The sequence below is a fragment of the Cellulomonas sp. WB94 genome (assembly GCF_003115775.1).
In the GTDB taxonomy this organism is placed as follows: Bacteria; Actinomycetota; Actinomycetes; order Actinomycetales; family Cellulomonadaceae; genus Cellulomonas_A.
This window is the reverse complement of the sequence record NZ_QEES01000002.1, coordinates 1,406,698-1,428,310: the sequence shown is the minus strand read 5'-3', so window position 1 is coordinate 1,428,310 and position 21,613 is coordinate 1,406,698. Positions and strand designations below refer to the sequence as shown.

General features: G+C 71.6%; 18 protein-coding genes. 6 read left to right on the top strand and 12 right to left on the bottom strand.

What is annotated here, in order from left to right:
* Nucleotides 1-109 precede the first annotated feature (109 nt).
* Entirely contained in the window at nt 110-1,504 is a 1,395-nt protein-coding gene (locus tag DDP54_RS07715) for an IS1380 family transposase (protein WP_109131250.1), read from the bottom strand.
* Between the two features lie 7 nt (nt 1,505-1,511).
* Between DDP54_RS07715 and DDP54_RS07710 the strand changes: the two genes are divergently transcribed.
* On the top strand, nt 1,512-2,393 hold the full coding sequence (locus tag DDP54_RS07710; RefSeq protein WP_146192384.1) for a hypothetical protein: 882 nt from the start codon (nt 1,512-1,514) through the stop codon (nt 2,391-2,393).
* A 96-nt stretch (nt 2,394-2,489) separates the two neighbouring features.
* Here the strand turns inward: DDP54_RS07710 and DDP54_RS07705 are convergent, their stop codons facing one another.
* Together DDP54_RS07705 and DDP54_RS07700 are read right to left on the bottom strand one after the other, a co-directional pair.
* On the bottom strand, nt 2,490-2,789 hold the full coding sequence (locus tag DDP54_RS07705) for a hypothetical protein (RefSeq protein ID WP_109131248.1): 300 nt from the start codon (nt 2,787-2,789) through the stop codon (nt 2,490-2,492).
* Nucleotides 2,790-3,020: 231 nt separating this feature from the next.
* Nucleotides 3,021-4,235 (bottom strand): AI-2E family transporter, encoded by a 1,215-nt coding sequence (locus DDP54_RS07700; RefSeq protein ID WP_109131247.1) that lies wholly within the window; start codon nt 4,233-4,235, stop codon nt 3,021-3,023.
* Between the two features lie 316 nt (nt 4,236-4,551).
* Between DDP54_RS07700 and DDP54_RS07690 the strand changes: the two genes are divergently transcribed.
* Nucleotides 4,552-6,072, top strand: coding sequence for an amino acid permease (locus DDP54_RS07690; RefSeq protein WP_109131246.1), 1,521 nt, complete (start codon nt 4,552-4,554; stop codon nt 6,070-6,072).
* 63 nt (nt 6,073-6,135) lie between these two features.
* On the opposite strand, the gene DDP54_RS07685 is transcribed toward DDP54_RS07690, so the two are convergent.
* Nucleotides 6,136-7,125 carry an alkaline phosphatase family protein gene (locus DDP54_RS07685; RefSeq protein ID WP_242448446.1) on the bottom strand — a complete coding sequence of 330 codons (990 nt, stop codon included), beginning with the start codon at nt 7,123-7,125 and terminating at the stop codon, nt 6,136-6,138.
* 82 nt (nt 7,126-7,207) lie between these two features.
* On the opposite strand from DDP54_RS07685, the gene DDP54_RS07680 reads away from it, so the two are divergent.
* Complete coding sequence (locus tag DDP54_RS07680; protein WP_109131245.1) at nt 7,208-7,963, top strand: glucose 1-dehydrogenase; 756 nt, start codon at nt 7,208-7,210, stop codon at nt 7,961-7,963.
* A 51-nt stretch (nt 7,964-8,014) separates the two neighbouring features.
* A complete protein-coding gene (locus DDP54_RS18375; RefSeq protein ID WP_277949586.1) occupies nt 8,015-8,554 on the top strand; it encodes a DUF2510 domain-containing protein in 540 nt (179 codons plus the stop codon).
* Between the two features lie 97 nt (nt 8,555-8,651).
* Here DDP54_RS18375 and DDP54_RS07670 read toward each other — a convergent pair whose 3' ends face one another.
* Both DDP54_RS07670 and DDP54_RS07665 read right to left on the bottom strand, forming a co-directional pair.
* On the bottom strand, nt 8,652-10,130 hold the full coding sequence (locus tag DDP54_RS07670) for a flotillin family protein (protein ID WP_109131244.1): 1,479 nt from the start codon (nt 10,128-10,130) through the stop codon (nt 8,652-8,654).
* Between the two features lie 91 nt (nt 10,131-10,221).
* Nucleotides 10,222-10,689 carry an NfeD family protein gene (locus DDP54_RS07665; RefSeq protein WP_109131243.1) on the bottom strand — a complete coding sequence of 156 codons (468 nt, stop codon included), beginning with the start codon at nt 10,687-10,689 and terminating at the stop codon, nt 10,222-10,224.
* A 138-nt stretch (nt 10,690-10,827) separates the two neighbouring features.
* On the opposite strand from DDP54_RS07665, the gene DDP54_RS07660 reads away from it, so the two are divergent.
* Nucleotides 10,828-12,243 (top strand): MFS transporter, encoded by a 1,416-nt coding sequence (locus DDP54_RS07660; protein WP_197711338.1) that lies wholly within the window; start codon nt 10,828-10,830, stop codon nt 12,241-12,243.
* Here the strand turns inward: DDP54_RS07660 and DDP54_RS07655 are convergent.
* The 3 genes from DDP54_RS07655 to DDP54_RS07645 are packed head-to-tail and all read right to left on the bottom strand — an operon-like array spanning nt 12,233 to nt 16,022.
* The gene (locus DDP54_RS07655; RefSeq protein WP_109131242.1) at nt 12,233-12,610 is read right to left on the bottom strand and encodes a cupredoxin domain-containing protein; all 378 of its coding nucleotides are present in this window, start codon (nt 12,608-12,610) and stop codon (nt 12,233-12,235) included. The two genes, DDP54_RS07660 and DDP54_RS07655, sit on opposite strands and share 11 nt — an antisense overlap.
* Nucleotides 12,611-12,657: 47 nt before the next feature.
* Complete coding sequence (locus tag DDP54_RS07650; RefSeq protein WP_109131241.1) at nt 12,658-15,219, bottom strand: FtsX-like permease family protein; 2,562 nt, start codon at nt 15,217-15,219, stop codon at nt 12,658-12,660.
* Nucleotides 15,219-16,022, bottom strand: a complete 804-nt coding sequence (locus DDP54_RS07645; RefSeq protein ID WP_109131240.1) for an ABC transporter ATP-binding protein — start codon at nt 16,020-16,022, stop codon at nt 15,219-15,221. The genes DDP54_RS07650 and DDP54_RS07645 overlap by 1 nt, the downstream gene beginning before the upstream one ends.
* Nucleotides 16,023-16,235: 213 nt before the next feature.
* Between DDP54_RS07645 and DDP54_RS07640 the strand changes: the two genes are divergently transcribed.
* The gene (locus DDP54_RS07640) at nt 16,236-16,649 is read left to right on the top strand and encodes a hypothetical protein (RefSeq protein WP_109131239.1); all 414 of its coding nucleotides are present in this window, start codon (nt 16,236-16,238) and stop codon (nt 16,647-16,649) included.
* Between the two features lie 6 nt (nt 16,650-16,655).
* Here the strand turns inward: DDP54_RS07640 and DDP54_RS07635 are convergent, their stop codons facing one another.
* The 3 genes from DDP54_RS07635 to DDP54_RS07625 form a co-directional block, all read right to left on the bottom strand.
* A complete protein-coding gene (locus DDP54_RS07635) occupies nt 16,656-19,832 on the bottom strand; it encodes an SMC family ATPase (RefSeq protein ID WP_109131238.1) in 3,177 nt (1,058 codons plus the stop codon).
* Nucleotides 19,832-21,034, bottom strand: a complete 1,203-nt coding sequence (locus DDP54_RS07630; protein WP_109131237.1) for an exonuclease SbcCD subunit D — start codon at nt 21,032-21,034, stop codon at nt 19,832-19,834. Before DDP54_RS07630 ends, DDP54_RS07635 begins: the two co-directional genes overlap by 1 nt.
* A gap of 171 nt (nt 21,035-21,205) precedes the next feature.
* Nucleotides 21,206-21,601 carry an HNH endonuclease gene (locus tag DDP54_RS07625; protein ID WP_109131236.1) on the bottom strand — a complete coding sequence of 132 codons (396 nt, stop codon included), beginning with the start codon at nt 21,599-21,601 and terminating at the stop codon, nt 21,206-21,208.
* Nucleotides 21,602-21,613 lie beyond the last annotated feature (12 nt).

The following is a 21,613-nucleotide window of genomic DNA, read 5'->3' as shown; positions in this document are numbered from 1 at the left end:
GGGCGATTTTGGTCTGAGGATGTGACGCAGGGCCCGCTGTCGTGCGGGTGGGCGCCGGTTCCACTGGCCGGGTGTCGTGCTCGGGGTCGTCGGGACGGGGGCGCCGGGGTCAGCCGGGCGCGAGGGCGCCGAGCCTGGCGAGGCCGTTCAGGGCGAGTGGGGTGAAGGGCGATCGGGTGGATAGGTGCAGCACGACGCGCCGGCCGGTGCGGGCCACGGTGGCGGGGATGGTGAAGAGCCGGTAGCGGAGCTTCTTGGGTTCCCAGCGGCGGGCGTCGTGGTCGTGCAGGGCGAGCAGTTGCATCCAGGCGGTGATCTCGGCGGCCATGGCCACCACTGCGCACCAGATCCGGTTGGCGGCGAAGGAGGCCAGGGGCAGGTTCCCCAGGCCGGTGTCCTTGGCCAGGCGGATGCGGTCCTCGCAGCGTGCCCGGCGGCGGTGGCGTAGCTCCAGATCGGCGAGCTGGCCGCGGGTTGTGTTGGTCGCGAAGGCGGTGATCCGCATGCCGTCGACGTCCTCGAACCGCAGCTGTGCGCCGGGGTGGGGTCGTTCCTTGCGCACGATGACCCGCATCCCGGGCGGCCAGCCGGTCAGGTCCATCAGGTGCGTGATCTCGGCGACCCACGCCCCGTCGCGCACGGCGTCGTGGGCGTCCAACGCCGGGGCCCACACCTTGGCCGGGATCAGCTTCAGCAGGTCGGGGGTGTTGTCCGGCAGGGTGAAGCCGACCGAGTACGACAGTCGCTGCCCGGTGATCCACTCGATGACCTTGTGGGTCGATCCGGCTCCGTCGATCCGGACCAGGACCTTGCGCCCGGGACGGGTCCCGGGCCGGTGCCCTGGCAGCTGGGCGAGGGCGGCGCGCAGCACCTCGATGTGATCGGCGGCGGTGTTCGACCCGGCGTTGCCGGGACGCAGCTTGATCGTCAGGGGTTCACCGGTGCCGGCCGGACCGTGGTCGACGAACGCGCACAACGGGTGAAACCCATACCCCCGCTTGAACGTCGCGCGAGCTTGCTCCTTGTCCGAGTGCGCGGTCACCAACGTCGCGTCCACGTCGATCACCAGCGGGCTCGATGCGCTGGCGTCGTGGTCGGGTGCGTTCACCCCGGCGAGCTTCCAGACCCGGGCCCGGGCGGCCGCGCGGGCCCGGGCGATCGCGGGCAGCACCCGCGTCACGTCCTTGGCCAACGCCGCGATCACGCGCGAGGCGGTCGGATCGGAGGCGACCGGCCCGAACAGAGCCGGCTCGGCCCGCACGACGGCCAGATCCGAGCAGGTGTCCCCGCCCAGAGCCAACGTCAGCGCCAGGTCCACCAGGACCTTGGCCGGGTCGTGCACCGCGAACGGCGACCGCCATCGCGACAACGCCTCGCTCAACGCCGCGTCCAGGCCCGAGGCGCGCACCGTGCCGGTCAGCAGCACCCCGCCAGCCTGACCGACTGCTGTGCTGGTCTTCGTGTCGACGCGGGGACGGGGATAGAACCCGGTAACCTTCTTCACCTGGAAGGTGCTCCTCGAACTGGCTGATCTGGACCTCGACAATCCACATCATCCCAGGTCAGGAGCACTTTTCACGTCCACGGCACGCCACCGGGGTGAAATCTCGAGGCTAGTTCGCACTTTCCTCGATTCGGAGCCTTGCGAACTCGAGCAGGTTGCCGTGACTGGCGGCCTTGGTCTTCGGTTGCGGGTGAAGTCCCCGCCCCCACCTGAGTTGGCGGCCGTTGTTGGGGATGCTGTTCACAATCTGCGCTCCGCCCTCGACACGAGCTTCGTGGGGTGCGTGGAGAAGGCTGTTGGTCGTGACCTGACGGATGCTGAAGTACGCGTCCTCGCGCTCCCCACGTCCGACTCTCTCGCCCATTTCGAGCAGCGCGCAGAACGCCTGGCGGCACGGAAGGACGTCGACGTTGCTGTCGCTGCGCACGCACGCACCCTCGGTCTGGCGGTGCAGAGTTTCGCTCAGCCGTCCGGTTACTGGGCCGAGCGTCACGAGACCGACCCGGGCGACGAGCGCGACGCTGGTACGCAGCAAGCGCTGGGCGCGTCTTTGCGCCGGCTGGCTGGGCTCTCGAACACGGATAAGCATCGAGGTGTGCACTTCGCGTGGTGGGGACTTCGGCAGCTGTTTGCGTTCACCGACGGTCGAGACGTGACGTGGCGCGCGGCTCCAGGACCTTGGGAAGACGGCGACACGGTCGTCACGCTTGAGCCGGCGACACCGGACGAGGTCTTTGCGCCCTTCTTGCAGGGACAGATCGCCATCACCCTGCCCGACGTGGCGGCCGACGAAGGCACAGACCTCGTGAGCCAACTCGGCAACTACTACTTCTGGGCCAATCGAGCCGTCGAGATCTTGGCGTACGAGGCGGACCGAATCGACAGTTGATGGTGACGGTGGGTCTGAGGCGGCGAGTGAGCGGCGGGGGTTGTTGACGGTCTTCTACTCGCTTCACGTGAGTCGACAAGGGGTCTGTCTGATCACTCACGTCGCGAGCGGGCTCCGGAGGTCGAAAACGGTGATGCCTTGTACCGAGTCCGGCATCGGCGCGGTGAAGTCGCTCCCGGCGAGGACGTCCAGGACGTAGCCAGGCGGAGTCATTCGCAAGCCGCGGAGCACACATGGGAAGATCGGTTCACTCATGTGTCCGGCGTCGTCTGGCAGGTCACTGAAGCACAGATCCGACGTGACCTCGTCGCTTGGTCGCACCAGAGTCTCGATGGCGATGAGCTGCAGACAGCCGGCAGGCAGCGTCGGCTCGGGCCGTGAGATCTTGCGGGCCACACCGCCTAGTGGACATCCACTGATCGCCCCATGCAACCCGGGCGTACGCATGGAACAAAGATCCCGTGTACCTAGCGCCGACGGAAGGCTGTACCAAGCCTGACCTGCACGTTCGCCCTGTTGCAGGTCACGGAGTTGTCCCGAGACCCCACAGTGGGTCGGGTACCCCCCGACCACGACGAAGAGCCGGAGACCTCAGGTCTCCGGCTCTTCGTGCGTCGGCCCTCGAGCTCAGCTCGCGGCGGGGGTCGGAGCGTCCTCGGGTCCGTTCACCTCGACGGCGTCTCTGGACTCGTCGGCACCCGACTCGTCCTCGTCGGACTCGTCCATCGCTGCCAGTGCTGGTACCAGCTCGTGCCGGTGTCCGTACGTGTCGAGCACGGCGACGATGGCGGCGGCCATCGGGATCCCGATCAGCGCGCCGATAGCGCCCCACAGGGCAGCACCGATGAAGACGGAGGCCAGGGCGATGCCCGGGTTGACGTCCATCGTCCTTCGGCTGACCCGCGGGGTGAACACGTACGTCTCGATCTGCTGGTAGATCGTGGCGAAGACGACGATCCACACAGCCGTGATCGGTGACGAGAAGACGACGAACAGGATCGGGATGAGGATCCCGACGTAAGTGCCGACCACGGGCACGAACTGCGCCATCAGGCCCACCAGCACGGCGAGCGGCAGCCATGAGGGCACTCCCACGAGGTAGAAGAACGCCGCGTAGAACACCGACGACAGCCCCGCGAGCACGACCTTGGAGACGACGTAGCCGCCGGTCTTGGCCTGGGCGATGTCCCAGACCGTGACGAAGACGTCCTGGCGCGCCGGGGGGAGCCACGAACCGATCGTCGTGCGCACGCGCGGTCCGTCAGCGGCCAGATAGAGCGCGAAGACGAGGAAGGTGACGACGTTGAGGACGGCCGCGAGCAGGGACGTGACGACGCCGAGGACGCCGCCGGCCAAGTTGGTGGCCACCGACCCGACCTGCGACGGAGTCACGTTGAGGTTGCTCGTCACGGTCGTGGGATCCAGCGCCAGATTGAACGTGCTGTTGGCCCAGGAGATGGCATGGGTGACCACGTCCGGCAGCGACTGGACGAGCGAGGCGAGCTGGTTGAAGAACAGGCTGCCGAACATCGCGCCGAGCCCGACGACCCCGAGAACCACCAAGCCGCCCACGAGCGCCGTGGCCAGGCCGCGCCTCCATCCCCGCCCGGTCAGCCAGTTGATGGCCGGTTCCATGGCCATCGCGAACAGCCACGAGAGCAGGAGGAGGAACAGGAAGTGGCTGATCGACTGGAACACCCACAGCGCGATCATCCACAGCGTGACGATCAGCAGAACCGTCAGCACCGCCCGGCGCAGTGCCCGCTGCTCGAAGGCGATCAGTCGAACCGGCGCTGCCGGAGACGGCGAGGGTTTGACCTGGCGCGGCTCATCAGTCTTCATCGGGGACCCCCACGCCTCGAAGGTAGCGTGCCGCAGGAGGACGGGATGTCGCCGATGAGCGACAAGACGGCCGGTGGAGGTCGTCTGTCGTGTCGTGGTTCGTCCTGGTGATCGCCGGAGTCCTGGAAGCGGTGTGGGCCGCCGCGTTGGGCAGGTCCGAGGGCCTACGCCGTCGGGCTCAGGCTCGCCTCCTGACACCGGCTCCGGGACGGCTCCCGCCGCTCGGTGGGTGGTCACCTTCGACCCACACCGGCGTCATGCGCCATTCTCGGGAGGACCGCCGAGCGGTCGCATCGAGCACACGAGGAGCACACGCATGGTCACGTCCAACCCGCCGACACTGAAGCCGCGGGCCGACCTGCTGCGACGCAAGTCCGTCGAGGCGTCGCTGGCGTCGGTCGACGACCCGGACAGGCATCTCACCCGCAGCCTGACCGCCTGGGACCTGGCCGTGATGGGCGTCGCCGTGGCGGTCGGCGCCGGGATCTTCTCGGTCGGTGCGACCGCCGCCGCGAACTACGCCGGGCCGTCGGTCATCGTCTCGTTCGTCATCGCGGCCGTCGTGTGCGGGCTCGCGATCATGTGCTACGCGGAGTTCGCCTCGACGATCCCCGTGGCGGGGTCGGCCTACACGTACTCCTACTCGACCATGGGCGAGCTCGTCGCGTGGATCATCGGCTGGGACCTCATCCTCGAGATGCTCCTCGCCGCCGCGGTCATCGCGAAGTTCTGGGGCGTCTACCTGTCGGACGCGGTCGCGCTGTTCGGCTCGACGTTGGCCGCGACGCTCACGGTGGCGGGCGTCGACGTGGCCTGGGGACCCGTTGTGATCGTCGCCGTGTTCACGACGCTGCTGGCCATCGGCACCCGGCTGAGCAGCCGCGTGAACAGCGTGTTCACGATCATCAAGGTGGCCATCACCCTGTTCGTCGTCGTGGCCGGGTTCTTCTACGTCGACAGCGCGAACTACTCGCCGTTCGTGCCGCCGTCGCAGCCCGCACCCGTGGGGACCTCCGCGCTGCAGCAGTCGCTGCTCAGCTTCCTGTCCGGGGCCGCACCGTCGAGCTACGGCATCTTCGGGATCCTGTCCGGCGCCGCGCTGGTGTTCTTCGCCTTCATCGGCTTCGACGTCGTCGCGACGACCGCCGAGGAGACGATCAACCCGCAGCGCACCATCCCGCGCGGCATCTTCGCGGGACTCGCCATCGTGACCGTGCTCTACATCCTCGTCACGGTCGTCGTCACGGGCATGGTTCCGTACACCGCGCTCGCGGCCTCCGGGTCGCCGTCGCTCACGACAGCCTTCGTCCTCGTCGGGGCCGACTGGGCGGGCAAGATCATCTCCGTCGGCATCCTCGTCGGGCTCACCTCGGTGCTCATGGTGCTGCTGCTCGGCCTGACGCGCGTCGTGTTCGCGATGAGCCGCGACGGGCTGCTCCCGCGATCGTTCTCCCGGACCTCCGGACGCTTCCACACCCCCGTGCGACTGCAGATCGGCGCCGGCGTGGTGGTCGCCATGATCGCCGGCCTGTCACGGGTCGAGGTCCTCGAGGAGATGATCAACATCGGCACCTTGTCGGCGTTCGTGCTGGTCAGCTTCGGGGTGCCGATCCTGCGCCGCACGCGGCCCGACCTGCCGCGCGGGTTCCAGGTGCCGTGGTCGCCGACGCTCCCGATCCTCGCGGGCGTCGCGTGCCTGTGGCTCATGGTGAACCTCACGACCCTGACGTGGCTGCGGTTCGCGGCGTGGCTGGTCGTCGGCATGGCGATCTACGGCGGCTACTCCTACCGGCACTCGCTCGTGGGACGAGCCCAGCGGGCCGCCGCGGACGGCTGACCGTGGGGCCGAGCCTGAGCCGACGAGGCCTCCTGAGCGGGCCCGAGTCTTCCCAGGTAGGCCTCAGAGGCCGAACGCGGCGCCCAGCGACGGCGCGCTGCCGGCGTTGCCGGGAGCGGTCGCGCCGACGAGGTCGCTCATCCACCGGGTCCAGGACTGGTGCGTGAGAGCTCCGTCGGCCACGGCACCGTGCAGGCCGGGCGCGACCACGACGGTGAGCACGATGTTCTCCCCGGTCTTCTCCGCCTCGTCGAACGTGACGACGACGGCCAACCGCCCCGCCTGCCAGTCGGGTCCTTCGAGCACCTGCGACACCCAGCCGCTGACCCAGGAGTCGGCCGTCGCGAGCGGGCAGTCGTGCGCGTCGTTGCACAGGTCGGGGACGACGTACGCAATGTTCGGCAGTGTGCCGGCCGCGATGTCGTCGTGCAGGGCACCGGACGTCAGGTCGCCCAGAGGCACGTCGGCGACCTGGCAGGCGCTGCGGGACGCGGCGTCACTGAAGTAGGCCCACGGGTTGTGCTTGACGGCGTACCGGCCTGAGGTCTCGAGCGCGCAGGTTGTCGCCATCGCCTCGGCGTAGGTCCGCGCGATGTGGCCGGTCGTGAGCGCCAGGTCAAACACCGACGGCCCCGCGACAGGATGCACCGCCGGCGCCTCGTCGTCCGTCACCCCGAAGGTCGATCCACCGGCCATGTCCAGGTAGTTGGGCAGCGACGGATGGGTCGTCGCGCTGTAGTGCGACGTGCGTCCGTACGTCGTGGCGAGCTTCATCAGCTCGGGCATGGCGGCAGTCACCGCGGGCACGCCGTGGTTCTCCAGCACGATCGTCAGCACCTTGGTGACACCCGTCGGCGTCGTGACGGCGACCGTCGGAGCCGTGCTCGCTGCCATCGACACGCCAGGTGTCAACGTGGTGCTCGGCGCCGTCGACGACGCGGTGGGAGCGGCGGGGCCGCCGTCCATGGGGGGGCTGCACGCGACCAGCAGCGCTGCCATGACGGGCACGGCCAGCAGCCCACCACGCCAGAGGGCCAGGCCGGAGATGGGCATCGTGACCACGCTCCATCATCGCACGCGACAAACCGGTCTACGTTGGTCAGGCAGGGAGAACGCCAAGAGAGGAGCGACAACGATGTCGGTTTTCGAGGGCAAGGTCGCGATCGTCACCGGTGGGGGATCCGGCCTCGGTGAGGCGATCAGCAAGGAGCTGGCGGCCAAAGGCGCCAGCGTCGTGGTGAGCGACATCAACCTCCCGGGAGCACAGCGCGTGGTCGACGAGATCGTCTCCGCGGGTGGCACCGCGAGCGAGATCGAGGCGGACACCGCCATCCCGGACGACTCGGCGAAGGTCGTGAAGTACGCCGTCGACACCTACGGCGCGCTGCACCTCGCGGTCAACAACGCCGGCATCGGCGGCCCGGCGGCGCCCGCGGGCGAGACGGACCTCGCCGCGTGGGACAAGGTGATCGCCATCAACCTCAGCGGCGTGCTCTACGGGATGCGCTACCAGATCCCCGCGATGCTCGCGTCGGGAGCCGGCTGCGCGATCGTCAACATGGCGTCGATCCACGGCATGGTCGCCGCACCGGGCAACGGCGCCTACACCGCCGCCAAGCACGGCGTCGTCGGCATCACCAAGAACGCGGCAGCGGAGTACGGGGCCGTCGGGCTGCGCATCAACTGCGTCGGGCCGGGCTACATCATGACGCCGCTGCTCACCGCCAACCTGACCGACGACATCCTCGAGATCCTCAAGACCAAGCACTCGCTCGGTCGTCTCGGACGCCCCGAGGAGGTCTCGCACCTCGTGTGCTTCCTCCTGTCCGACGAGGCGTCGTTCATCACGGGCAGCTACCACCTGGTCGACGGCGGGTACACCGCGGTCTAGCGGTTGCGTCAGCTGTTCAAGCCCGGATGCCGGGCTGCCGATGGCATTTCCATGACTGGTGGTTGGTACGACGACGGCGTGACGCCGGGCGTGGAGCGCTGGTTCGACGGCACCGACTGGTCCGAGCACACGCGCCCGGTCTGGGTGGCGCCCGTGCCGGTCGCGCCACCGGCCCCTGCGGCAGCGGCATACGGCGCCGCTCCGCAGGGGGCATCTGTCCAGGGGTCCCCCTACGCCCAGCATCACCCCGGCCTGGGCGTCGAGGGTGCGCAGCCGTGGCCAGGTCAGCAGGGGCAGATGCCGCAGTGGCCGGCGCAGAAGGGGTCCATGGCAACGTCCGGTCCGTCGGACGCGGTGCACTGGATGCTGCCGGTCGGCCGCTCGTGGCAGTCGATCACCGCCGGCTACGTCGGGCTGCTGTCGCTCGGCATCTGGGTGCTCGGACCGGTGGCGATCTGGCTCGGCATCTGGGCGATCCTCAAGGCGCGCACGGGTGGCCACGGCCGTGGTCGGGCGGTCTTCGCGATCATCACCGGGACGCTCGGGACGCTGTTCATGGGGCTGTTCCTCGTCATGCGCTCGCAGAGCTGAGCCGCTCGCTGCGCCCGCACGACGGCCCGCGCACGACGGCGCCCGCACCACCGCCCGACCGAGCGAGCCCCGGTCGCGCGGTGGTGCGGGCCACGACTCAGCTCGCAGAGCCGTCCGCTGACCGGGCGCTCTGGACCAGTCCGGACACCGCACCGCCGGTCGCACCGCTCACGAGGCTCGTCAGGTCGAGGCCCGTCAGGGACTTGATGACCTCCTGGCCCTCCGCGAGCACCTGGCTGACGGTCTTCGTGATGGCCGAGGCGCCGTCGGTCGAGACGACCGTGAGCCGGTCGATCGCGCCGATCGGCTCCGCTGCGGCCCGGACGATCTCGGGCATCAGGGCGATGATCTGCTGCGCGAGCACCGCCGCACCCTGCTCGTGCAGGGCCTCGGCCTGCGCGCGGGTGGCGTCGGCGGCTGCGATGCCCTCGGCCCGGGCGGCGGCGGCGCGAGCGAGACCGAGCGCCTCGATGGCCTGCGCCTCGGCGATCTGACGGTCACGCTCGGCGTTGCCGGCCTGGATCGTGGCCGTGGCCGCAGCCTCGGCATCCTGGACCGCGGCGATCTTGTTCGCCTCGGCGATGCGGGTGCGCTTGAACGCGTCCGCCTCCGTGGCGGCGTTCGCCGCGTCCCGCTCGGCGTTGGCCTGCTGGACGGCCGCGTACGCGGCGGCCTCGGCCGGCTTGCGCACGTCGATGTCGAGCTGCTCCTCGGTGACCTTCGCCTGCTCCGAGAGGGCGTCGCGCTGCAGCGTGGCGACGAGCTTGTCCTGCTCGGCACGCGCGAGCTGGCCGGCCGCGTCGGCCTCGGCGTTGGCCCGGTCCGTCTCGGCCTTGATGCCGGCCTGCTTGAGGGACAGGTCGCGCTGACGCTGGGCGATCTGCTCCATGGCCTGGATCTTCGCGAACTCGGAGATCTGCTGGGCCTCGGCCTCCTTGACCTCGGCGACCTGACGGGCACGAGCCGCCTCGGCGCGTCCCAGGTTCGCGAGGTAGTCCGAGCCGGGGGTCGAGATGTCGGAGATGTTGAGCAGGTCGACCTGGAGGCCCTGCTCCGCGAGGTCGGTCTTGGTCGAGGCGACGACCGCGTCCTGCAGCGACTTCCGGTCGGAGATGATCTGCTCGATCGTCATGTCGCCGATGATGGCGCGCAGCGAGCCCTCGAGGGACTGGTTGATGACGTCGTTCAGCGTGGCCTGCTGCGACAGGAAGCGCTGGGCTGCACGGCGGACACCCTCCTCGTCGCCGCGGACCTTGAAGTTGATCGAGGCCTTGATGGCGAGCTTGATGCGGTTGCGGTCGACGCCCTCGACGGTGATCCCGATCTGGCGCTGCTCGAGCGAGATCGGGAAGCCCTGCTGGAGGACTGGCCACACGAAGACGCGCCCGCCGACGACGACTCGCTGGCCCGCGTCGGCCGCGGTGGACTTGCCCGCGCCGCGACCGACGATGATCAGCGCCTCGTTCGGCGGGACACGCTTGATGCGCTTGGTGATCAGGGCGATCACCGCGACGAACGCGATGATCAGGGCAGCGACCGCGAGGACTGCGGCGCTGTTGTCGAGGAGCTCGTTCATGGTGATCCCGGGTGACCCGGGGCCCCTTTCGTCGGTGTGCGGGGTGTGCTGGGTGAGCTTGGGACGGGCAGTCGTTCAGCCGTGCGAGTGCTCAGGCGCGCCGGACGTGGACACGTGAGCCGGACACCGCGAGGACGACGACCCGGGTGCCGGCCTCGATCCGCTCGTCCGACCAGGCCAGGCGGTTCTCGAGATCGCGCACGCCCTCGAGCCGGACCTCACCGCCCTCCGGTCCGGTGGTCGCTGTCGCGACACCGAACGCACCCTCGAGCGGCGGCGGTGGCGGGTCCTCGCTGCGCGCGAGCCGCGTGATGACCGCCTGGGCGACGCCCGCTGCGACCACAGCGAACGCGATGGCGATGCCGTAGGCCCAGCCGGTGCCAAGACCGTTCGAGAGTGCGATCACGCCGCTCGCGCCGAACACGACGGCGCCGATCCCGATGGACGAGCCGGAGAGGCCGCCGTCGCCGAAGCCGATCTCCTCGAACACCTCACCGACCACGAGTGACAGCAGCAGGAGCACGAGGCCGAGGCCCCCGAGGATCATGAAGACGGTCACGTGGGTCCTAGTGGCGCGAGGTGGGTGGTTGCGCACAGTATGGCGAACGGTGCGCCGACCCCGCAGCGGTTCGGTGCTGTCCGCACGATCCGTGCCGGACCCGACGAGAGGGCAGCCGTTGACGACAGGGAGAGCGCGATGAGCGGCGCCCTGCCCGGGTCGCCTCGCGCCGGTCACGGACCGTTCGCCGCCGAGTACCGGGTCGCGACCGTCGGCCTGGTGGCGCTCGTGGCGCTCGGCGCGTTCGAGGCGTTGGCGGTGTCGACCGCGATGCCGAGCGTCGTGGCGGACCTGGGTGGCATCGCCCTGTATGCGATGGCTTTCGCCGGACCTGTCGCGACGAGCGTCATCGGGCTCACCCTCGCCGGGTTCTGGTCCGACCGCCGTGGGCCGGTGGCGCCGCTGATCGTGGGCGTCACGCTGTTCGTCGTCGGCCTCGTCGTCGCGGGACTCGCGCCGTCGATGCTCGTCCTCGTCGGCGGGCGGATCGTCCAGGGCGTCGGGACCGGGCTGTACAGCGTCGTCCTGTACGTCATCGTCGCGCGGGTCTACCCCGAGCACCTCCAGCCGCGCGTGTTCGCGGCGTTCGCGGCGGCCTGGGTCATCCCGGGCATCATCGGTCCGTACCTGGCGGGGCTCGTCGTCGAGCATGCCGGCTGGAGGTGGGTGTTCCTCGGGGTCCCGGCGCTCGCGGTCCCGGCCGTCCTGGCGCTGTGGCCCGCGCTCGTCGGGGTGCGTGGCGAGCCCGTCGTCGGGAGGCCGGAGCCCGCACCGGCGCGGGCGGGGCGCCGCGGGGTGGGCCTCGCCGTGCTCACGGCGGCCGGCGTGCTGGCGCTGCACCGAGGTGGGCAGTCGCACGGCGCAGCCGAGCTCGGGTGGCTGACGGCGGGCGTCGTCGCGACCGCCGTCGCGCTCCCGCGCCTGCTGCCGGCCGGGACGCTGCGGGCGGCCCGGGGTCTGCCGAGCGTCATCGTGCTGCGCGGGATCCTGTCCGCGGCCTTCTTCGGCGCCGAGGTCTTCCTGCCGCTGCTCCTCCAGACCCACCACGGGCTCAGCCCCGCGGGCGCGGGTGCCGTCCTCACGTTCGGTGCGCTCACCTGGTCGACCGGGTCATGGGCGCGCGGGCGGAGCCTCGGCGGTGTGTCCGACGCGGGCTGGGTCCGGTTCGGCGCGATCGTGATCGGCGTCGGCGTCGTGCTGGCCGGCCTGCTCGCTCTCGACGGGACACCGGTCGCGGTCGGGTTCGTCGGATGGGCCGTCGCGGGGCTGGGGATGGGTGCCGCGTTCCCGACCCTGTCGGTGCTCCTGCTGCGGCTGTCTGCGCCGCACGAGCAGGGCGTCAACAGCGCGGCGCTGCAGCTGATGGACGCCGTCGGGGTCGCGCTCGTGCTGGCCCTGGTCGGCTCGCTGTTCGCCGCGCTGGGCGGCCCGGTGACGCCGCAGTCGTTCGTCGGCGGCTTCGCCGTGTCCATCGCCCTGGCGGCGCTCGCGGCGGGGATCGCGCCCCGGACGTCGCCCGAGCAACCTGCCCGTGCCGGCCGACTCAGCCCGTGACGGTCAACGTCCCGTGCATCGAGCTGTGGAAGTCGCAGGTCAGGTCGTACGTCCCGGCCTTCGCGGGTGCCGTGAAGGTCGCCTGCCCGCCGCCAGGAACGTTCACGTCCACGTCGGTGCCCTTGACCTTGACGGTGTGGGCGGCCGAGTCCTGGTTCTTGACGGTGACCTCGGCACCCGCGGTGACGGTCAGCTCGGAGAACTTGAACGACGCGATCGTGATCGTGGGCCCCGAAGCTGCCGCGGACTGTGAGGGCGCCGACGAGACCGCCGGCGCCGCCACCGGGTTCGAGCTCGAGCATCCGGCGCTGACCGCGAGGACGATCGCGGCCAGCGCCAGACCGAGCGAACTTCTGTGAACGGTCATGCCTACGACACGTGCGCAGGCTTCGCCCGGTTCACCCGCCGACGCGGCTACTCGTAGCTGATTGCGTCGAGCACCGGGAGCCGTGCGGCCCGGATGGCGGGCCAGACGGCAGCCAGGACGCCCACCACCACGGCGAGCACGAGCATCCACCCGAGGCTCGCCCACGGGATCGCGAGGGTCGTGAGGCCGACGTCGGAGAACACCGTGGGCATGGCCGCCGCGAGGGCGACCCCCACCCCGACCCCGACGACCGTCCCGAACACCGCCGTGAGCACGGACTCGATGACGACCGTCCCCGCGAGCTGCGACCGCCCGAGCCCGACCGCGCGCAGCAGCCCGATCTCCCGCGTCCGCTCGATCACCGACAGCGCGAGCGTGTTGACGATGCCGAGGACCGCGATGACGATCGACAGGCCGAGCAGCGCGTAGAGGATGACCAGGATCTGGTCGACCTGCTTCGCGAGGCTCGAGGCGAACTCGGCCGAGTCGAGCACCGAGATCACGACGTACGGCTTGACGACCGTGACGATGTCGGACCGCGCCGTGCCCGGGGTCGTCCCCGCGGAGTCGGTCACGAGCGCCGTCTTCACGAGGGACTGGTCGGCGGGCACGAGCTGGTCGTACAGCGTCTTCGACACGACCATCGGGGCGTCGACCACCGCGGAGACGAACACGGCGCGGACCGTCGCGGACCGGGTGCCGAGGTCGCTCGTCAGGGTGACCTGGTCGCCCACCTTCCAGTCGTGGGCCTTGGCCTCGCTGCGGAGCACCGCGACACCGTCCGTGCCGACCGACGCCATGGTCCCGTCGATCTCGTCGACCTCGATCGTCGACCCGAAGGCTGAGAAGTCCATCCCGACCAGCGTCGTCGGCGCGTCCGAGGCGGTCCCGGACACGGCGGTCGTGCCGGCACGGGTGACGACGGCCGAACCGATGTCGAAGGTGTCGACCTTCGCGACCGAGTCGAGGCCCCGCAGCGCGTCGAGCGCGTCGGGCGGGATCGAGCCGGTCGCCGACTGCAGGATGAAGTCAGCGTGCATGTCGGCCGCGACGATCTCGCGGGTCGACGCCTGCGTGGTGGCCGCGAGGACCGACGCGGCCCCCACGAGCGCCATGCCGATCATCAGCGCGCCCGCCGTGCTCGCGGTGCGCCGCGGGTTGCGGGTCACGTTGCCGCGCGCCAGCCGCCCGACGGGACGGACCAGGGCCACGAACGGCACCGCGAGACCCGACACGATGAACCGGGCGATGACCGGTGCGAGCGTCAGCATGCCGAGCACGGCGGCGGCCGCACCGAGCCCGAGGAACGTCCCCGCCCGGTCGGCCTGGGGTCGCACGACGGCGACGAGCACCCCCGCGACGCCGAGCGCGACGAGCGCCCAGCCGGCGATCGACCGGATCCGGAGCGAGCGCTCCTGGTCGACGACGTCGTCGCGCATCGCCTCGACGGGCGGCACCAGGGCCGCGCGCCGGGCCGGCACGAGGGCCGCGAGCAGGCTGACCAGCGTCCCGATGCCGATCGAGACGAGGATCGTCGAGGCGTCGAGCGGGATGCTGCCCGACAAGGTCATGCCCATCCGCTCGAAGAGCAGGCGGAGCGCCGAGACGAGGCCCAGCCCGCCCGCGACACCGAGTGCGGAGCCGACGACGCCGATCGCGGCGGCCTGGAGCAGGATCGACGCGAACACCTGCGACGGAGAAGCCCCGATGGCACGCAGCAGCGCGAACTCCCGCATGCGCTCGCGGACCGACATCGTGAACGTGTTGGCGATGATGAACGCGCCGACGAACAGCGAGATCCCGGCGAAGACCAGCAGGAACGTCGAGACGAACCCGAGGGCCTTCTCGATGGTCGACTTCGCCTCCGCGCGGATGGCGTCACCGGTGACCGCCTCGGCCTGCGTGGGCAGTGCGGCGTCGAGGCTCTTGACCAGCTGCGCCTGGGAGACCCCGTCCTTGGCGTACACCGCGAGATCGGGGACCAGGCCGGTCGGCGCGAAGGTCGCGATCGCCGTGGCCGGGTCGACCACGACGATCGTCGCGCCGGCCATCGGGCTGCCGAGCGAGATCTCGCCGACGATGTCGACCTCGGTGACCTGGCCGCCGAGCACGATCGTCGTGGAGTCGCCGACGTACAGGTGGGAGTACCGCAGGGTGGCGGTCTCGAGCGCGATCTCGGTCGGCGCAGCGGGCAGCCGGCCCTGCAGGACCTCAGCCGTCGGGTCGCCGGGGAAGAGCGCCGTCGCGAACGACGGTGCCTGCGTGCTCGTGACCGCGGTGCCGTCCGCCCCGACCAGCACGACGGGGCCCTGGACGGTGGGGATGACACGGTCGACGCCATCGACGCGGGTCAGGTCCTGCGCGAGCGACATGGGGATCGGGCTGTGGGCGTCGGACTGGTAGTCCGCGCCCCGGGCCGAGAGCTCGGAGCCGCGGACGTAGGCGTCGCCGACCATCGAGCTGTTGACGATGCCCGTGAACGTCGACGAGAGCATGGTCCGCAGCGAGAACGTCCCCGCGACGAACGACACCCCGAGAGCGACCGCGAGCAGCGAGAGCAGGAAGCGGACGAGATGTGCGCGGATGCCGCGCAGCGCCACCGTGCCCATCAGTGACCGGCCTCGTGCGCGCCGAGGGCACGCAGGGCGTCGAGCACCGAGGCCTGCGTCGGGTCGGTGAGCTCGCCGACGAGGAGGCCGTCGGCGAGGAACAGCACGCGGTGCGCGAACGACGCGGCGCGCGGGTCGTGGGTGACCATGACGACGGTCTGGTCGAGCTCGTCGACCGAACGCCGCAGGAAGCCGAGCACCTCGCCGGCCGACATCGAGTCCAGGTTGCCGGTGGGCTCGTCCGCGAACACCACGGCGGGCCGGGACACGAGCGCCCGGGCGCACGCCACGCGCTGCTGCTGACCGCCGGAGAGCTCGCTCGGACGGTGCCGTAGCCGGTCCCCGAGGCCGACCGCCGCCACGACCTCGTCGAGGTACGCGCGGTCGACCGGCAGGCGGGCGATGTCGAGGGGCAGGGTGATGTTCTCCAGCGCGGTCAGCGCCGGCACGAGGTTGTAGGCCTGGAAGATGAAGCCGAGGCGCGTGCGGCGCAGCTTCGTCAGGTGGCGCTCGTTCATCGCGCTCACCTCGGCGCCGTCGACCACGACGGACCCGGACGTCGCCCGGTCGAGGCCGGCCATGCAGTGCATGAGCGTCGACTTGCCCGAACCGGACGGGCCCATGATGGCCGTCAGCTCGCCGCGGGCGAAGTCCACGTCGATCCCGGCGAGCGCATGCACGGCGGTGTCGCCCGCGCCGTAGGTCTTGCGCAGGGCGCGCGCGTAGGCGATGGGTGCGGCGCCGCCGGCCGTCGGTGGCGCGAGGGTGGCCGTGGTGGTCGCTGTGCTGCTCGGCGAGTTCATGCGTTGGCATCCGATCGTCTCTGTGGGGTGTGGGACCGCGACCATCGTGGACCCGTGCCGGACGGCCGGGCGATCGGTTATGCCCCTGGTATCACCCTGAGATGCTCAGGTGGCTCTCAGGGTTCTCACCGGGCCCTCGGCCCCGGGATACCCCTGGCATGCCGCGAAATCCGGGCCTAGCCTGGTGTCAAGTGCGGATGAAGGTCGTCGACGATGACGTGGCTCTTTCCGATCATGCTCCTGGTGCCGGGCCTGCTGTTCGCCCTGCTCGGCGCCCTCCTCGCCGCGCCCGACGAAGCCCCGCGCTGGCGGGTCGCCGCCGCTCGGCTCCTCGAACGGCTGGCCCGGCGCCTGCGGCGCGAGCACCCCTACGTGCCCGACCCGTTCGCCGCGCTGCGCGTGCAGACCCGCCTGGGCGCGGTCGCGCACCATGTGCAGGCGCTCGAGTACGAGCCGCACACGTACGCGCTCGCCGAGCGGCTCATCGCCTCCCAGCTCGCCTACGACCAGCTGCTCGCGGAGGCGTGCGGGTTGGCCGGGGTCGAGGTCCTGCCCCGCGCCAAGGGTGACCCGCAGGAGCGGTTCCGCGAGGAGGTCGAGCTCGCGTCGCGCGGCTGGTCGTGGTGAGCTCGACTACGCCTTGACGTTGAGCGCGCTCGACCCGTCCGCGAGCCGACGCACCTCGACGCGCTCCGCGATCGACGCCTTGAGCGCCTCGACGTGCGACACGACCCCGACGACCCGCCCCCCGGCGCGCAGCCGCCCGAGCTCGGCGAGGACCGCGTCGAGCGTGTGCGGGTCGAGCGACCCGAAGCCCTCGTCCACGAACAACGTCCCGAGGTCGATGCCGCCGGCCTCGGCGGTCACGACGTCGGCCATGCCGAGGGCGAGGCACAGCGACACGTAGAACGTCTCGCCGCCGGAGAGGGTGCGCGGGTCCCGTTCGGTGCCGGTCGCGTGGTCGACGACGCGCATCGACAGGCCCGTCTTGCGCGTGCGCACGTCCTCGCGCTCCTCGCTGCGCACGAGCTCGTAGCGACCGTCGGACATGAGCACGAGGCGGTCGTTCGCTGCGGCAACGACATCCTCGAACCGGCGCACGAGCACGTACGTCGCGAGCGTCAGCGCACGCGAGTTGTCGCTCCCCGCGGCGGACGCCAGGTTCGCCATCCGCAGGACCGGTGCCGAGTCGGCGACGGCCGCCAGCAGCGCGCGGGCAGCCGCCTCGACCTGGCGCAGTGCCGTGGCCGACGACGTCGCGCGGTCGACGGCCTGGCCGGCCGCACCGCCGGCGTCCGCCGCGGTGACCCGAGCGACGGCGAGCTCCTCCCGTGCGGCCGTCAGCACGGCGACCAGGCCGGAGGAGTCGAGGGGCTCGTCGGGCAGCGCAGCGATCTCAGGCTCGGCCAGCCCCGACCGGACCCGAGCGAGCGCCGCGTCGTACGTGCGGATGCGGTCATCGAGCTCGGCGAGACCGGCGGGGGTCAGCAGGGCGGCGCGGGCCGCGTCCGCATCGGCGAACCCGTGCTCGGTCAGCGCCGCCGCGAGCTCGGCCGCGCGGCCCGCACGGTTCTCCGCGGCGTTGTCCAGGATCGCGAGCGCGTCGAGCACCGCACTCGCCGCGGCGGCGCGCACCTGCAGCGCGGACCGGCGGGCGGAGACCGTGGGGTGTCCGTCCCGGGCATCGACGATCTCGCGCTCGTCGTGCCGGAGGGCCTGCTCGAGCGAGGCGATCCGGCCCTCCTCGGACGCGCACAGCTGCTCGAGCTCGAGCCGGGTCGCGCGCGCGAGCTCGGTCTCCTCGTCATGGATGCGCAGCGACGTGATCGCGGTCTCGCGGTCCGCCTCGCCGTCGGCGGCCATCGAGACCATGACGCGGGCCTCGGTGACATGGGTCTCGGCCTCGGCGAGCGTCAGTCCGCCCGCGTTGGCCCGCGCCCCCTCGACGCGTTCGGCGAGCGCGGCGACCCGGGACGACCGCTCACCGAGCACCCGCTCGGCGTCGGACCGTGCCTGCGCGGCCCGCTCCACGTCCTCGGCGCTCGTGTGGCCCGGGGCGAGCGCGGCCTTCGCGGGGTGCTCGGTCCCACCGCACACCGGGCACGGCACACCGGCCTCGAGGCCGCCGGCAAGCTCGCCCGCGAGACCGGTGATCCGCGCGGTCCGGACGTGGGCCTCGTGCTCGACGGCGGCGCGAGCCACGCGTGCGGCTCGGTCGCGTGCCGCGACGGCGTCGTCGTGCTCGGTCGCGGCCGCGGCGGCGGCGCGGGCTGCGGTGAGCACAGCCTCGGCCACCTCGAGCTGTGTGCGCCGGGCCGGCAGCTGCGCGACGACCTCGTTGGCGGTCGCGAGCTCGGTGACGATCTCCCGGCGCTGCGTGGGCCGCACCTCCAGCTCGGCGGCGAGCCGCTGCGCCTCGGCCCGGGACGTCGCGAGCGACCCCCGCAGGTCCTCCAGGTGGCGGCTGCGTGCGGGCAGATCGGACTCGAGTTCGACGAGTCGGGTCAGGGTCGCCGCCAGCCCAGCGGCGCGTTCGCGCTCGGCGGTCAGGAGCGCCGTCAGCTCCGCGGTCGCGTACCCGTGGACCTCATGTCCGTCCAGCACCGGGTGGGGGTGCAGGCCCACGAGGCCCAGGGCGCGCAGCGGGAGGCTGAGCGCGCGCACCGGGACGAGGTCGCCCGGTGCGGAGTCGAGCGCGGCCCGGGCCGCGGCCTCGGCTGCCGCGAGCGACTCCTGGGCCGCGGCATCGCCCGTGAGCAGCGGGCGGACCTCGAGCGCGCGCCGTGCAGCCCCACGCCGGTCGGAGGTCGCGGCGTGCTCGTCGGCGCGCGCCTCGAGGGCGGACAGCTCGGTGCGCAGCGCGGACCGGCGGTCGAGGGTGGCGATCGTCGCGGTCACCTGGTCGAGCGCGGCTCGCGCGGTCTCGAGTGCTGCCTCGGCGGCGGCCCGCGCGGCGGCGGCTCCCGCCGCCTGCGCGTGGAGCCGCTCGCTGTGCGCGCGCGCCAGGGCGACCATCGCCTCCGGGTCCGCGTCGGCGGCCGCTCGCAGCGCGTCGGCGGCCTCACTCTCGATGCCCGCCGCACCCGCGAAGTGCGCGGCGGCCGAGGCGACCGCGCCCTCAGCCTGCGTGACGGACCGCTGGGCCTCACGGCGCAGGTCCTCGAGGCGGTACTGCAGCCGCTCGTAGACGTCGGTCGCGAAGATCTTCTGCAGCAGGCTCCGCCGGTGCTCGGGGTCGGCCCGCAGGAAGCTCGCGAACTCCCCCTGCGGCAGCACGATGGTCTGGACGAACTGCGCGCGGTCGAGGCCGATGATGCGCTGCAGCTCGGGACCGGCCTCGTCGAGCCGGGTCGACATGATCTCGCCGTCGGGCTCGGCGTCGATCCCGAGCTGCAGGGCGTCCGAACCGGACGTGTCCGTCTCGGGCGGGCCGTCGGGCGCCGCGCCCGCGAGGCGCCACAGCTTCACGGTCGCCTGCTGGCGCGCTGTCCCCGTCCCACGGCGCTTGGCACGGTCGTAGGCGGGAGTGCGCCGCACGCGGTAGACCCCCGCACCCGTCTCGAACGTGAGGTCGACGACGCTCTCGACGTCGTCGGCGGCGAAGCCGGAGCGCAGCCGGTCCTCGCTCGTCGCGGCCGACGCGACCTTGCCGTACAGCGCGAACACGATCGCGTCGATGAGCGTCGACTTGCCCGCACCGGTGGGGCCCTCGAGCAGGAACAGCCCCGACGCCCCGAGCGCCTCGAAGTCGACCGTGTAGCGCCCCGCGAACGGGCCGATCGCCTGGATGGTGAGGCTGCGCAGGTACATCAGGCGCTCCGCTCGCCTGCGGTGACCTGCTCGTACGCGCGGCGCAGCACCGCGAGCTCGGCCTCGGTGGGCTCCGCGCCCGTCACGTGAACGACGAACTCGGCCGCCACCACGAGCGGGTCGTTCGCCGAGGTGACCACCGTGGCTCCGGCGCGGTCCGACGCGCGCTCGGGCGGACGGTGCTGGATGACGAGCGCGTGCGCGAACCGCTCCTTGACGCGGCGGTACAGGTCGGCGGGCCGGTGGGCGTCCGTGACGGTGACGCGCAGCCAGTCGTCGAGGTGGGGCTCGCCGGCCGCGCCGAGGAGGTCCTCGAGGGTGCCGATGACGTCTGCGAGCCGGCGCGGGACGGGCGCCGGGACGAGCTCGGGCTCGACCGTGCCCGAGCCCAGGTCGAGCAGCACCGTCGACTTGTGGTGGTGCTGCTCGGAGAACGAGTACGCGAGCGGAGAGCCGGAGTAGCGCAGCACCGACCCCTCGGGGGCGCCGACGCGTTGCGGTCCGTGCAGGTGCCCGAGCGCGACGTAGTCCATGCCCGCGAACACCCCCGCGGGCACGTGGTCGACTCCCCCGACCCGGATGTCCCGTTCCGACTCGCTCGGCTCGCCGCCGACGACGAACGCATGGGCCATGACGACGGCGCGCGGGCGCGGCCGGCCGGACCGCGCGGCTGCATCGACCCGGGTCGCGAGGTCCCGGCGTACCCGGGTCATCGCCGCGCTGACGACAGCCTCGTGCGAGCGCGGCAGCGGTGCGGAAGCCGGGTCGTTGACGTCGTCGCCAGAGAGCTCGCGGCGGACCACGTCGGGGTCCAGGTACGGGAGCGCGTAGACGAGCAGGTCACCCGCGTCGTCGGGCAGCACGACGGGCTCGGCGAGACCGGCGACGCGCGTGCGCACCTGGATCCGGTCGCGCATGATCGCGGCGCCGAAACCGAGCCGCGCCGCCGAGTCGTGGTTGCCCGGGGTCACGACGACCGTCGCATGCTCGGCGAGCCGGGCCAGCGTCTCGGACAGCAAGACCACGGCCTCGACGGGAGGGACGGCACGGTCGTACACGTCGCCTGCTACGAGCACCGCGCCGACGCCTTCGGACCGAGTCAGGTCGACGAGGTGGTCGAGGTAGGCGGCCTGGTGGTCGAGCAGGTCGACGCCATGCAGGGTGCGGCCCAGGTGCCAGTCCGACGTGTGCAACACCCTCATCCCGGCAACCTACCGTCAGGCCGGCGTCCCTCCGTCTCTGTTCCAGATCGCCAGGTAGCGACGCCATCGTTGTCGCTCCAGCGGACGTCGCGTCCTGCTTCGACTCGGGCCGGTCGCATGGACTCAGCACTCTGCCTCACCCAGGGTCGCGGAGTGTCCATCGCTCACCGGTCAGGGCGCACTCGGTTCAGCGGGCGCAGACCCGGGGTCGGGTTCGACGGCGAACCTCCGTACGAGCGCCGCGGAGATCTCGACGTGGCGCAACAGGAAGGCGCGTTCGTCGAGCTTCTTGCGCCGCAGCCAGGCGGTCACTTCGGCGTTGCACTTGCTCGCGTTGCACGAGCCGCAGGCCGGCGCGATGTTGTCGAGCGTGTAGCGCCCGCCGCGGGAGATCGGCAGGACGCAGTCGCGCTGCAGTGGCTTGTCTGTCGCGCCGCAGTATGCGCAGCCGCCCCAGGCGGATCGCAGCGCCGCCCACTGCTCATCGGTCAAGTCGTGCTCGACGCGGTCCATCCGGCGCTTGCGCCTGCGGGCTGCCCTGGCCTTGCGGGTTCGGGTCACCACCATGCGGCCAGCGTA